This is a genomic window from Streptomyces sp. BV286, assembly GCF_019090165.1.
Classification (GTDB): Bacteria; Actinomycetota; Actinomycetes; order Streptomycetales; family Streptomycetaceae; genus Streptomyces.
In genome coordinates, this window is the sequence record NZ_JAHRIB010000152.1 from 197,024 (window position 1) to 209,298 (window position 12,275).

The 12,275-nt window shown below is 72.6% G+C and carries 10 protein-coding genes; 4 read left to right on the forward strand and 6 right to left on the reverse strand.

Annotated elements, in window-relative coordinates; translation table 11 throughout:
- Positions 1-292: 292 nt before the first annotated feature.
- The 4 genes from KUF83_RS26745 to KUF83_RS26760 all read left to right on the forward strand — a co-directional run bounded on the left by KUF83_RS26745 (position 293) and on the right by KUF83_RS26760 (position 5,302).
- Positions 293-886 (forward strand): ABATE domain-containing protein, encoded by a 594-nt coding sequence (locus KUF83_RS26745; RefSeq protein ID WP_217457481.1) that lies wholly within the window; start codon positions 293-295, stop codon positions 884-886.
- A 27-nt stretch (positions 887-913) separates the two neighbouring features.
- On the forward strand, positions 914-1,318 hold the full coding sequence (locus KUF83_RS26750; RefSeq protein WP_217457640.1) for an ACT domain-containing protein: 405 nt from the start codon (positions 914-916) through the stop codon (positions 1,316-1,318).
- A gap of 125 nt (positions 1,319-1,443) precedes the next feature.
- Entirely contained in the window at positions 1,444-4,470 is a 3,027-nt protein-coding gene (locus KUF83_RS26755) for an AAA family ATPase (RefSeq protein ID WP_254644404.1), read from the forward strand.
- Positions 4,471-4,804: 334 nt separating this feature from the next.
- Complete coding sequence (locus KUF83_RS26760; protein WP_217457482.1) at positions 4,805-5,302, forward strand: hypothetical protein; 498 nt, start codon at positions 4,805-4,807, stop codon at positions 5,300-5,302.
- A gap of 199 nt (positions 5,303-5,501) precedes the next feature.
- Here the strand turns inward: KUF83_RS26760 and KUF83_RS26765 are convergent, their stop codons facing one another.
- The 6 genes from KUF83_RS26765 to KUF83_RS26790 all read right to left on the reverse strand — a co-directional run bounded on the left by KUF83_RS26765 (position 5,502) and on the right by KUF83_RS26790 (position 12,270).
- Complete coding sequence (locus tag KUF83_RS26765; RefSeq protein WP_217457483.1) at positions 5,502-6,749, reverse strand: type III PLP-dependent enzyme; 1,248 nt, start codon at positions 6,747-6,749, stop codon at positions 5,502-5,504.
- The gene (locus KUF83_RS26770) at positions 6,746-8,560 is read right to left on the reverse strand and encodes an IucA/IucC family protein (RefSeq protein ID WP_217457484.1); all 1,815 of its coding nucleotides are present in this window, start codon (positions 8,558-8,560) and stop codon (positions 6,746-6,748) included. Before KUF83_RS26770 ends, KUF83_RS26765 begins: the two co-directional genes overlap by 4 nt.
- A gap of 52 nt (positions 8,561-8,612) precedes the next feature.
- Positions 8,613-8,840: a hypothetical protein gene (locus KUF83_RS42850; RefSeq protein ID WP_308403138.1), complete on the reverse strand. Its 228-nt coding sequence runs from the start codon at positions 8,838-8,840 to the stop codon at positions 8,613-8,615.
- Positions 8,837-10,645: an IucA/IucC family siderophore biosynthesis protein gene (locus KUF83_RS26780; RefSeq protein ID WP_217457642.1), complete on the reverse strand. Its 1,809-nt coding sequence runs from the start codon at positions 10,643-10,645 to the stop codon at positions 8,837-8,839. The genes KUF83_RS42850 and KUF83_RS26780 overlap by 4 nt, the downstream gene beginning before the upstream one ends.
- A gap of 35 nt (positions 10,646-10,680) precedes the next feature.
- Positions 10,681-11,871, reverse strand: a complete 1,191-nt coding sequence (locus KUF83_RS26785; protein ID WP_217457485.1) for an acetyl-CoA carboxylase biotin carboxylase subunit family protein — start codon at positions 11,869-11,871, stop codon at positions 10,681-10,683.
- 69 nt (positions 11,872-11,940) lie between these two features.
- Positions 11,941-12,270: a hypothetical protein gene (locus KUF83_RS26790; protein ID WP_217457486.1), complete on the reverse strand. Its 330-nt coding sequence runs from the start codon at positions 12,268-12,270 to the stop codon at positions 11,941-11,943.
- Between the last annotated feature and the right edge of the window lie 5 nt (positions 12,271-12,275).

Sequence of the window (12,275 nt, forward strand, 5' to 3'; positions counted from 1 at the left end):
GGTTCCCGCAGCGGCCACTTCCCAGGTGTGAGGCCCGCTCGACGGCCGGCCCCGCGCGGACCGTCGCGGGAAGCAGCACCGGCGCCTATGGCCCGGCCATCACTCGCAGGGGTGGCGGCCGGGCGGCGTCCCGGTGCGCGGCTGCCTCCGCTCCTGCCGGTGTGGTCCGGTGGGATGCCTGAGCCTCCTCTCTTCTCCGTTCTCCCTCACTTCTCCCTCCGTTCGATGCGGGCTCGTGCGGTGCGATCGCCGCCCGCCCGCTAATGGCTGCATCGAGACATATCATTAGCTCATGAGCGTCACCATCAGTGCCGAAGCACGGCTCGCCCTGGACCTGGCCCTGACCGTCCGCCACGACGGTCAGGGAGGAGTGGCCGACGACCTCGCCACCGTGGAGGGCCTCACCGCGTGGTTGCGCGAGCACCCGCAGACCGGCACCGGCCCCTTCCACGCCGACGACGCCGACCTGGCCGCCGTACGAGACGTACGCGCCGCCGTGCGCGCCCTGTTCGCCCGTGCCGTGCGTCCCGGCGAGCCGAGCCCGGCCGACGCCGCCCGGCTCATGCCCGTACAGGACGCCGTCGAACGGCTGAACGCCCGGGCGGCCATGGCCCCGACCGTCCCCGTACTCTCGTGGACCGAGGACGCCCACCCCGTCCTGCGCCAGGAACCGGTACGCGGCGCCACCGAACCGGCATCGGCACTCGCCCGCGCAGCCATCGCCTTCCTCGCGAGCCCCGACCGGCTGCTGCTGCGGGCCTGCCACGCGCCGCGCTGCGTGCGCTACTTCCTCAAGGACCATCCGCGCCAGGAGTGGTGCAAACCCTCGTGCGGCAACCGCGCCCGTGTCGCCCGCCATCACGAACGGCACAAGAAAACGGCATAGCCTCCGACCATGAGCATGAGCGGCAAGATGAGCGCGGAACGTGATCTCGGTCGGCTGCTGCGCGGTATGGAACCCGCCCTCCATCCCGGCCGCTACGTCTTCACCACCGTCCCCGGCAGCACAGCGCCCCCAGGGCTCTCGCCGGTCGTCACCGTCCTCGAGGACGAGGGCCTCACCCTCGTCGTCGAACAGGAGGACGCCGACGCCGCCCGCCTGACGTACGACTACGTGGCCGGCTGGATCACCCTGCGCATTCACTCGGCGCTGGACGCCGTCGGTCTCACGGCCGCCGTCGCCCAGGCACTCGCCGAGGCGGGCCTGAGCTGCAACGTCGTCGCGGGCTTCCACCACGACCACCTCTTCGTGCCGCACGCACGGGCCGCCGAGGCCGTTGCCCTGCTGGAACAGCTGGCCGAACGCGCGGGTCAGTAACCGCCGGACGGGCCCGCGGCCCTCGCTCCCGGCGTACGCTGAGGTGCCTGTAGGTCACGGTGCGCACCGTCTCCCCGCGGCGGCTGCACCATCGTGGCAGGGGGTGCGCCATGGGGCGGAACGGCATGCGGAGCAGAAGGACGCTCTTCGAGCGCGAGATCGAACTCGCCGCTGTCGACGAGGCGTTGAGCGAAGTCACCGGCCTGCGCACGGACACCCGCGGAGCCGGCATGGACAGCCTCGGACTCCGCGCGGTCGTCACCGGGACACTTCTGGACACCCCCGGCCGCCACCGCGAGGGCCACTTGTCCCACACGGACGACACAGAGCTTCTCGGGGACGACGCCGAACCGCCCGGCCGGCCACGGGGCGGACTGCTCGTCTTCGCCGGACGGGCCGGCATCGGCAAGACCAGCCTCCTCACCGAAGTGCGCCGGCGTGCCGCCGCCAAGGGCTGCGCCGTCCTGTCCGCACGAGGCGGCGACCAGGAACAGGCCGTCGCCTTCCACGTCGCACGCCAACTCCTCCAGCCCCAGCTCGCGGGCCTCCCCGAAGCGGAAGCCCGCGCCACGCTGGGCAGTTGGTACGCCATCGTCGGACCCGCACTCGGGCTGTGCGCCGCCGCCGACGGGCCGCCCCCCGACCAGCAGGGCCTGCGCGACGGCCTCGACTGGGTCCTCACCCACCTCGCCGTGCGCCGCGCCCCGATGGTGCTCGTCCTCGACGACGCGCACTGGGCCGACCCGGAGTCGCTGCAGTGGCTCGCCGCGTTCGCGCCCCGCGCCGAACAACTGCCCCTGCTGATCGTCGTCGCGTACCGACCCGACGAACTCCCCGACCACGCCGAGCCGTTCAGAAGCCTGCCCGGCCGTGCGGGCGGACGACCCCTCGACCTGGAGCCGTTGAGTGCCGTGGCGGTCGCCCGGCTGGTACGCGAGACCCTCGGCACCCGGGCCGACGACGCTTTCTGCCGCGAGTGCTGGGCCGTCACCGCGGGCAATCCGTTCGAGGCCGTGGAACTCACGGCGAAAGTACGCGACCGGGGTCTGGCCCCGACCGAGCCCGGAGCGCACCTGCTCCGCGATCTGGCCGCCGCGGTCAAGGGCAGCGGACTCGTCGCCCGCCTCGAACGCCTCGGCACCTCGACCGTCCGCTTCGCCTGGGCCTGCGCACTCCTCGGCACCGAGATCTCCCCGGCACTCGCCGCGGCCGTCGCGGGCCTCGGCTCCGAGGAGGCGGCCGACGCGGCGGACGCCCTGCGCGAAGCCCGGATCCTCACCGGCGCGGCGAGCGACGCGGACACCCTCGAATTCGTCCACCCCCTCATCGCCACCGCCGTCTACCGCGCCATCCCCGGCAGTGTCCGTGTCGCCCTGCACGGACAGGCCGCCTGGTGCGTCATCGACGCGGGACTCGGCCCGGCCGCCGCGGCCCGGCACCTCATGGAGACCCACCCCGACGGCGACACCTGGGTCGTCCAGCAACTGCGCGCCGCCGCCCGCGAAACCCTGCGCGCCGGAGCCCCCGACGCCGCCCGCCGCCACCTAGCCCGGGCCCTGCGCGAACCCCCACCCCTCGGAGAACGGGCCGCGATCCTCTACGAACTGGGCTGCGCCTCCCTGCTCACCGAACCGGCGACCACCGTCAACCACCTTCGGGCGGCCCTGGAAGAGCCCATCGCCGACCCCGGACTGCGCCACAACATCGTCTACCGGCTCTCCCAGGTCCTCGCCCACAGCGACCGCCTCGGTGAGGCCTCCGACACGCTCGCCCGCGCGACCAGGGTGACCGGCGACGCGCGCGTCCGGCTGCGGATGCAGTCGGAGCAGTTCATGTGGGATGCCTTCCGCGCCGACGAACCCGACTCGCCGGCCCGTTCCCGCCGCCTGGCCCGGCTCGCCGACCGGCTCACCGGCCGCGACCTCACCGAGCGCTATGTGATCGGCCTGCGCGCCTGGGACGCCACCCTGCGCGGCGAACCCGCCCACATCGCCGTCCAGCACGCGGAACGCGCCCTCGCCGGCGGCTTCGGCTGGGCCGAGGCGGACCGTGGCTTCGAGGTGCCCGTCCTCGTCGCCCTCACCTTCATGTACGCCGACCGCCCGGGACGCACCGAGGAACTGTTCGCCGCCGGGATCGCCGACTTCGAACGGCAGGGCTGGCACGGAGCCCACCTCTCCTTCGGCTACACCCTCCTCGCGTACGTGCGCTTCCGCCGCGGCCGGCTCGCCGAGGCCGAGGACTTCGTCCGCATGGGGCTCCGGCTCGCCGAACGGGTCGGCCCCGGCACCCCCGCCCACTGGTACGCCGTCGGCATCCTCATCGAGGTCCTGCTCGCCCGCGGCCGGCTCGCCGAGGCCACGCAGACCGCCGAGGACTACGCCTTCGGGGAGCCGTTCCCCGCCGCCGTGGTCTTCCCCGACGCCCAGACCGTGCACGGCGAACTGCTCCTGGCCAGAGGGCTGACGAAGGACGCCGTCGCCGAACTCGCCGCGGCCGGACGCCGCCTCGACCCGCGCGGCATGCGCAATCCCTCCTGGTGCCCGTGGCAGCTCCATCTCGCCCGGGCCGAGAGCCACGAAACCCCGGAACGCGCGGTGGCCACGGCGCTCGAGGCGGTGAGCCGGGCCCAGCTGTTCGGTGCGCCGTCGGCGGTCGGCCAGGCGCTGCGCGCGGCGGCCGACGTGTCCTCGGGCACAGCCCGCGTCAAGCTCCTCGAAGAGTCGGTCGACCATCTGGAGCGCTCCCCGGCGGCGTACGAACTGGCCTGCGCCCTCGTCGTCCTCGGCACGGAGCTGCGCCGGGGCGGGCGAGCCGGGGAGGCGGCCGAGCACCTCCACCGCGGACTCGACGCGGCCGTGCGGTGCGGGGCCGACGGTCTGGCCGAGTCCGCCCGTGACGAGCTGGCGGCCGCCGGGTTGCGGCCGCGCCGTCTGCGCAGCACCGAGTCGGACGTGCTCACCGCCCGGGAACGCACGGCCGCCGAGCTGACCGTGCGCGGCCTCGCCATGGCGACGATCGCCGAGGAGCTCCGCACGGAGGAGGCGGCGGTGGTCCGGTTGCTGTCGGCGGTGTACCGCAAGGTGGGGACGGACCGGGCGGGGCTCGGACCGGCCCTGGCCGCGGTTTCCGGAGAGAGCCCGGGAGCATAGCCAACGAGTGTTGGCCAACAGGTGATGGCAGGTATGCGGTGGCAGGTGCGCGGCGGCAGGTGTGCGGTGAGCGACGGGGGCGAGCGACGGGGGCGGTTGCGGGGCCGTGGTCCACGCGCGGTGGCCTACGTGTGGTGGCCATGAGCCTGGCGACCCGCTGGCCGTGGCCTACGCCCGGTGGCCCGCGAGCGGTGGCCTACACGCGGTGGCCCACGGACGGTGGCCTACGCCCGGTGGCCCATGCCTCGTGGCCCACGCACGGTTGCCCACGGGCGTGGGCAACCGCCCGTCCACCCCACGGCGACCAGCCCTCCGTTGCACGTACCATTGCGGCATGTCCTTCCTCCGCCGCCGCAGCGCCACCCCCGCCGGGCCAGACTTCGATGTCCTGGCCATGGACCCGGGCGACTGGCCGGGCAATCTCGGCGCGGGCCTGCTGCCCGCACCCGACGGCAGCTGCCAGGGTGTCTTCCTGCGCTACGACCTGTTCGGCGGCCGCGGTCCCGCGATGATCATCGGCAATCTGCCGGAGAACTCGCCGGCCCGCGACATCGCGGAGGGGGAGGTCCCGTTCGAGGTGGCACAGCTGCTCCTGGCGCTGGAGAACGAGGAAGAGGTCACGGTCGTCGGCGCCGAGGACATGCCGGTGATGCAGGGCGACAACCTCCTCATCGTGCGGCGGCTCAAGCTCTCCGAGACGCGCATCTCCTGCGTGCAGTTCGACCGCAGTGACAACGTCCTGGTGACGATCGCCGCCTGGGACCGCCCCATCACCGACGACCTGTACGCGCTCCTGAAGCCGCTGCCCGCAGAGCTGTTCCAGCAGGGCTGAACCCGCCGGGGGAATCCGGAAGTCGTATCTCCCTGTGCTTCGCACCGGAAGTTCCTTCCGCGCCGACCGTCTCCCGCACCCCGCACCCCGCACCCCGCCTTGCATCTCACCGTCCGCAGCGATCTGCTGCCGGACGGTGGGACCACGGACGTGATGGTCCGGTCGCGGCGCGCCGGGAGTACGTACCCGACGAGAATCGCTAGCCCGGCGACCCCGTGCTTCCCGCCGCATTCACGTCCTGGGGGTCCAGGAAATGGAAACCGGGCCGTGGGTGCATGAGGAAGTCGTGGTGGGAGATGTTCCACGCGTAGGCGCCCGCGAGCGCGAACACCACGCGGTCGCCGGCCCGTACACCCGATGCGGGGACGTTGCGGGCCAGAACGTCCTTCGGAGTGCACAACTGGCCTGTCAGCGTGACGAGTTCGCGTCGGGCGACAGGGCGGGGCCACGGATGCGGCCAGCCCTCCACCGGGAGGAAGGCGCAGGGCTGGTCGTGGCCCTTGGTCGCCGGTGTGCGCAGGTGGTGCGTGCCGCCGCGCACCACGGCGAACTCCTCTCCATGACTGTTCTTCACGTCCAGCACCTCGGTCGCATACCAGCCGCAGTACGCCGAGAGTGCCCGCCCGGGTTCGATACGCAGCGTCAGATCCGGGTGCCGGCTCAGGAGTTCGGCGAGACCCGCGCCGTATGCGGCCCAGTCGAAACGGTCCTCGGGGGCGGCGTAGTCGACCGTCATGCCCCCGCCGACGTTCACCTCCGTGAGCCGCACCCCGTGCCGCTCCGCGAGACCGACGGCCCAGCTCACGATGGACCCGGCCATCGCCAGCTGTTCGGCGGCCTGGAGTCCGCTGGCCAAGTGCGCGTGCACGCCTCGGAGTTCGAGCTGCGGATACATGCCGTCGGTCAGCAGGCCCACGACCGTGTCGGCCTGCGAGGGGTCGAGACCGAAAGGCGTGGGGCGGCCGCCCATCGCGAGGGAGCTCGCGGCCAACGAGCCAGTCGCCACAGGGAGGTTGAAGCGGAGCAGCACCGCCACCCGGGCATCCGGCGTGACCTGCCGGGCCAGCTCGGCCAGCATGTGCAGCTCGTACTCGCTCTCCACGTGGAAGCGCTCGACACCCACCTCCAGCGCCGCCGCGATCTCGGCGGGTGTCTTGCCCGGACCGCCGAAGGCCAGCGGGCGACCCGGCACCGCTGCGGCGACGTGGGCGAGTTCGCCGCCCGACGCCACTTCGTAGCCGTCCACGTACGGGCCGAGCGCGGCCAGGATCTCCGGCTCAGGGTTGGCCTTCGCCGCGTAGTAGAGCTCGACGCGCTCGGGAAGTGCCGCCCGAACCGCCGCGGCGTGCTCGCGCAGGGCCGCCATGTCGTAGACGTAGGCGGGGAGTTCGCCGGACGAAAGAGAGAGCACACGGTCTCGTACGGCGTCGGTCGGGGAGCTGGTCATCGGGCACTCCGGGTCGTGTGGCGACGGATGTCCTCGCCGAGCGGCGAGGGCAGGCGGACGTAGCCGGCCTCACGGTCGGCCTTGCGCTCCCAGCGGGTGAGGAGGTTCGCCTTGGCGGGCAGAGGCACTCCCGCGAGCAGCGCGGCCAGCGGAGGCGGGCAGCCGTACCGGTCGGCGTACGTCTGCAGGGTGACGCGGACCTCCGCCCACAGTGCGGCTTCGATGTGGGGATGCAGATCGGCGAGGGCGGCGAGCAGCTCCGCGACGTGGTTCACGAGCAGGCAGTAGACCACCCTGTCCCAGCCGCGCTGTACGTCGTAGGTCATCGGGCCCGCGACGTCGGGCGGCAGCGAGGCGAGGGTCCCGGCGTGGCGCTCCGGCAGGAGCTTGGTGCCCTCCAGATCGCGGAACAGGACCTGGGCGGGCATGCCGTCGCCGTCGACGCAGATCAGCACGTTCTGCAGGTGGGGTTCCAGCACCAGACCGTGATCGAAGAACGCGGCCAGAACCGGAGGTACGAGCAGCCTGAGGTAGGCCGACCACCAGTCGAGCGCGCCCCGCGGGCCGGCCCCGTCGAGAAGCCGGGAGATGTGCGCGGGGCCGGTCGGGTACTCGTCGGCCACGGCCCCCGCCAGCAGCGGGGTGGTGCCCGGCAGAAGGTGCCGGGTCAGGCCCTCCCGGACGATGACGCCGAAGCCTTCGAGCAGCTCGCGGTCCGGTGTCCCGTCGGGGCCGGGGAGGGCCAGACTGCGGTAGGCCGGTTCGCGGAGCACCGCGCTGCCGGGGAAGCGGTCGGCCAGGTCGGCGAGCACCGGACCGAGCACGCGGGTGAGTGCGACGGCGCCCGACAGTTCGTAACTCGCGTTCTTGCGCAGGCAGTTGGTGATGCGGACGTTCAGGCTGAACTTCAGGAACGACTCGCCGTCGTACAGCGTCCGTACGGATGCGGTGGCGGCGAAGGGCCTGCCCCGCGGGCCGAGGTCGATGATGTCCCCGCGGCCGAGAGCCGCGCGCAGCGCCGGACGCCCGCGCAGCATCGCGTACTGCCAGGGGTGGGCGGGCAGCAGCCGGTAGCCGTCGGGGACGGTGGCATCATCCTGCCGGCCCGGACGGTCGAGCGCGTCGAGTGCGCCGGGCTCCGCCCACTCCTCCGCGATCAGCTCCTCGCGTACGGCGAGGTGACGCAGCGGGAACGTCGCGCCTGCCTCCGGCGCGTACGCCTGCCACGAGTCCGCGTCCCCGGTGCGGGCCTTGGGCGTGGGGTGGAAGCGGTGCCCGAACAGCAGCGACTGCTCGGAGGCGAGGTAGGCGGCGACGGGCGTGTCGGCCGGAACGGGGCCGGCCTTCGTGCGCGCGGGCGGAGGGATCGTGCCGGTCCCGGTCCGTCCGACGAGGGATGCGGCGACGGTCCGGTGACTGGAGTCGACCTGCTCCAGGAACTCCTCGTTGTGCACACCGCTACGCGATGACAGCTCGCCTTGGGTGTGTTCGGCAAGCCGCCGCCAGCCGATCACGTTCCAGCCGTCGTCGGTCCTTCGTTCGCTCACCGGGCCGGTGAAGCGGTGTGCCCCGAGCAGGGATGTGCGGCGCAACGCGACGCGCAGCAGTACACCGCGGCGGGGAAGCCGTAGCAGCAGATGGCCGTCGGCGAACGCGGTCTGGTGCTCCGGCCCCGACACCTCGCGCACCAGGCAGTTGAGGAGCGTGTGCGCCACAGCCTCGTCCGCGGAGGGAAATTGGGCCCGCGCGGTCATGCCGGGAGCGGGGCTGGGGGCGGGGATGCTACCGAGCGACTCGGTCAGCGAGGGCATGTGTGGCTCCAGCGGGTGCAAAGAGAGCGGAGGACGGTCGCGCATACGGTGATCATGGCGACGGGGCGCCGATCAGTACGGGGGAGACCGGACCGTGACGGGCGCTGCCCGCCGCCGCGGCCACGCCGGCGGCGACCGCACCGGGCTCGGGGAGGATCTCGGTCAGGAACGGCGGCAGACCCGGCGCCGCGAACGACGCCACCGAGCAGCGGCCCGCGACAGCGTGCACCTGCCGGGGGCCGAACCCGGGGCGAGGTACGTGCACGGCCTCGGCACTCATGCCGAACCACCGGCCCCCAGGAGGTAGTTGGGGCCAGTGGTGTAGTGCTTGTTGATGTCCGAGGCACCCGAACGTTCCTTGGTGAGCAGTGTTCCCGCGGTGACCATCGCCTTGACCGGGAGGCGTGCCGCGTCCAGGACCTGCGCCCGCAGGACGGCGCCGGGTTCGCCCGCTCCCGTCCCGAGCCGCTCGATCGCCTCGGCGAGTCGGTCGCGGACGAGCCGCAGCAGTACCGGCAGCGGAGCGCGACCGTGCCGGGCGAGCCCGAACGCGTAGGCGCCCGCGCAGAGATGGACCGTGATGGTGGTGAACAGGTCGACGACCGGCCCGTCGCTCTCGACGAACGTCCGCGGGTCGTCGAAGTCCGCGGTTCCGGGAGCGTCGGCCCCGAGCCGTTCGTGCAGGCGGCGGCTGTTGATGCGCGGGCCGTCGTTGTCCTTGAGGAGCAGCCGCAGCCGCGTACGGCCGTCGGGCCGCAGGTCAAGGACCAGCGAGACGTTCTGTTGGTGCGATTCGAGCGCGATCCCGTACCCGAACAGGGTGGTCTGCCAGTCGAGGAGCAGGGTGAGGCAGGCGTCCAGCAGGGCGACGCAGTCCCCGCCGAAGAAGCGGTCCGCGAGGTGGTCGACGACCAGCCGTCCGCCCGGTGCCTCGGCGAGCAGTGCGGCCATGGGGACGACGACGGAGTCCTGGAGCCCGACCGGGTACCGCCGGAAGAGCGCGGCGAGCAACTCGTGCCCGGCGTGCGCGTACACGGTCTCGTCGGCGTGCAGGATCGTGTTCCGGAAGCGCCGTTCACGGAGGATGATCCGCTCGATCAGGCGCTGCCCTGCGGCTCCGTCGACGAGGGTGCCCGGCTTGATGGTGCGCCGGTTGCGCAGACCCAACGTGGCGGTTGCCAGGGGGAGTTTGACATGCAGGGACGGGTCGGCGGACAGCGCCACGGTACGCATCGAAAGGGTCGGTACGGCTTCGAGGTGGGCGCGGTCGGCGAGCACCGCCCGATCCGTCAGCCCGGTGGCGCGCAGCGCTCCGTCCAGCGGTGCGCCGAGGGTCAACGGATGGACGGGCAGGGCCACATGCGTGCGGTCGAGCTCGGTGAGTCCGAGCAGCGCCGGCGTGGGCCAGTGCTCCGGAAGTGACCCGATCACCGCGTCCCGGGGCACGGCGAGCCAGCGCAACGCGAAACGCGGCTGGAACTCCGGTGCATAGGCGCGCAGTTGGCGCGCGTCCAGTCCGGAGCGTCCCCGCGCGGTCGGGTAGACGGGGTGATCGAGGTGGGCGGCGAGCGTGTCGAACGCCAGCCCTTCGGCGAGTCCGGTCCAGTCGGCCGGCGAGGAACCATGACGCTCTGCCAGATGGGCGGTCACCTCGTCGTGGGCCGAGGCCTGCAGCCGCATGGTGGCCAGCGTCTGGCGGCACTCCTCGGCGAAGGCGTCGAACCCGTCCCGGTCGACGGGGTCGGCGAGGACGCGCAGCGCCGCGAGGATCATGTCGCACGTCTCGTGGGCGACGGGTGCGGAGTCGGCGGACTCCTCGACGAGCAACGGCAGCCGGGCCGCGTACTCGCACTGGAACCCGTCTTCGACGACGGGCAGCAGGAGCAACCGCCCCTGACCGGCGCTTCGTTGCAGCCAGGCGCCGTCCGGCCGGTGCACGAGCGTGCCGGCCGAGCGCAGGCCGACGACGTCCTCACGCAGCAGCGCGCTGAGCACCCGGATCACCAGCTCGCTCCGGGTGCCGTCGGCGTCCGAATGTCGCCTGCCGTCGTTTCCGGTGCCCGTGCCGGTGCCGGTGCCGGTGATGGGTCCGGAGCCGTCCGCCGGCAGGGTCGGGGCCGTCACGGCTGGATCTCCCAGCGCTGCCCGGCCAGGAACCCGGTCACCGCCCTGTCCACCGTTTCCTGGTCGTCGCCGGTTGCCCGCAGCACGCCGAGGTAGTCGCGATTGGTGCGGTACACCTCGTGCCGCTCGCCGACCGCCCGCAGCGGCCGATAGGTCAACCGCACGCCGTCGACGTCCAGTTCGGTGGCGGCTGGGGCGGCTGTCAGCGTGCCGGCGCTCTTCGCGTACGGGTAGTCCAGTCGAGCCGCGCGGTCGCGGCTCGCCCCGAGCTTCGCGGGCAGCGGCTCACCGAGGTGCGTACGCAGGATGTGCTCGAAGAGGGGAATCTCCAGCAGGCGCGCCAGCAGCAGATCGCACTGGTCGCCGATGGCACGGTAGTTGACCTCGATGATCCTCGCCCGGCCCTCGTGCACCACGAATTCGGTGTGACAGGCGCCGAAGCCCACTCCGAGCGCGTCGAGTTGGGCCAGCACCTGGGCGACGACCGGTTCGGGATGGGCCGCGACGAAGGTCAGACGCTCCTCTATGAAGTACGGCGGCGGGGAGACCAGCGTGTGGAACCCGCCCAGGACATGGCGGACGTGTCCGTCACCGAGTGTCTCCAGGGTGTGGAGCTCCCCGGGCAGGTACTCCTCGACGACCAGGGCGGCACCGGAGCGACGGCCGCGGATCTCCGCGCAGCAGGCCGCCAGTTCGGCTGCGCTCTCGACGCGTACGACGTCCTCGCTGGCCACACCCTCGCGCGGCTTCACGACGCACGGGTACGGCACGTCGAGGACGGCGAGATCGGCGACATCGGTGGCGTCGGTCACTTCGGTCGACCACACCGTGTCCGCGCCGACGGAGGCGAGATGGCGCCGCATCTCCGCCTTGTCCTTGGTACGCAGGGTGACCCGCCAGTCCTTGCCGGGCAGGCCGAAGTAGTCGGCGGCCAGGGCGGCCTGGGTCTGCAGATGGTCACTGTTGCTGAAGACCGCGTCGGGGCGGGGGAGGGTCGAGATCCGGGTGACGACGGAGCGGAAGTCGCGTACGTCGCACTCCAGGATCTCGGTCTCCGGATACACGCGCCGGTGGGCGTGCGGCTGGTCGGTGAGGACTGTGACCTCGAGGCCGAGCCGTGCTGCGGCGGGCAGCAACCCCTCGGTGACGGAGTCGGTGGGGTTGTGGGCAAGCAGGTACATGCGCATGCGGGCAGCGGCTTCCGCTCGTGGGTGGGGGTGGGGTGGCCGTGAGGTGGGCCGCCCTTGTAGCGGGAGCTACACCTTCGCGAGGGCCACGCCGGTGGCCCCGGCCTCGTAGGCGATCACCCCGGCGACCTCGAGCGCGGCACCCGCGACGATCCCGGTGGCGGTAAGCGGCAGTCGGAACCCGGTCACCACGCGTGCGTCTCGCCCCCGCCCCCGCCTCCGCCGCCGGGCGTCGGCGAGCAGTTCGTCGGTCAAGGTCGACGGGGGCGCGGAGCGGGTTCCGGGGGAGAGCCTCAGCGAGGCAGGGAGTACGAGGGCCTCGACGCCGTAGGGCGACACGGGTATGCGCCGGGGGCGCGAGGGCACACCCGCGGAGGAAGCCTGTTCGATCGCAGTCACGGTAC

Coding starts and splice junctions, on each gene's coding strand:
- KUF83_RS26745 (WP_217457481.1), top strand. CDS start 293: ATGAGCGTCACCATCAGTGCCGAAGCACGGCTCGCCCTGGACCTGGCC.
- KUF83_RS26750 (WP_217457640.1), top strand. CDS start 914: ATGAGCGCGGAACGTGATCTCGGTCGGCTGCTGCGCGGTATGGAACCC.
- KUF83_RS26755 (WP_254644404.1), top strand. CDS start 1,444: ATGCGGAGCAGAAGGACGCTCTTCGAGCGCGAGATCGAACTCGCCGCT.
- KUF83_RS26760 (WP_217457482.1), top strand. CDS start 4,805: ATGTCCTTCCTCCGCCGCCGCAGCGCCACCCCCGCCGGGCCAGACTTC.
- KUF83_RS26765 (WP_217457483.1), bottom strand. CDS start 6,749: ATGACCAGCTCCCCGACCGACGCCGTACGAGACCGTGTGCTCTCTCTT.
- KUF83_RS26770 (WP_217457484.1), bottom strand. CDS start 8,560: ATGCCCTCGCTGACCGAGTCGCTCGGTAGCATCCCCGCCCCCAGCCCC.
- KUF83_RS42850 (WP_308403138.1), bottom strand. CDS start 8,840: ATGAGTGCCGAGGCCGTGCACGTACCTCGCCCCGGGTTCGGCCCCCGG.
- KUF83_RS26785 (WP_217457485.1), bottom strand. CDS start 11,871: ATGCGCATGTACCTGCTTGCCCACAACCCCACCGACTCCGTCACCGAG.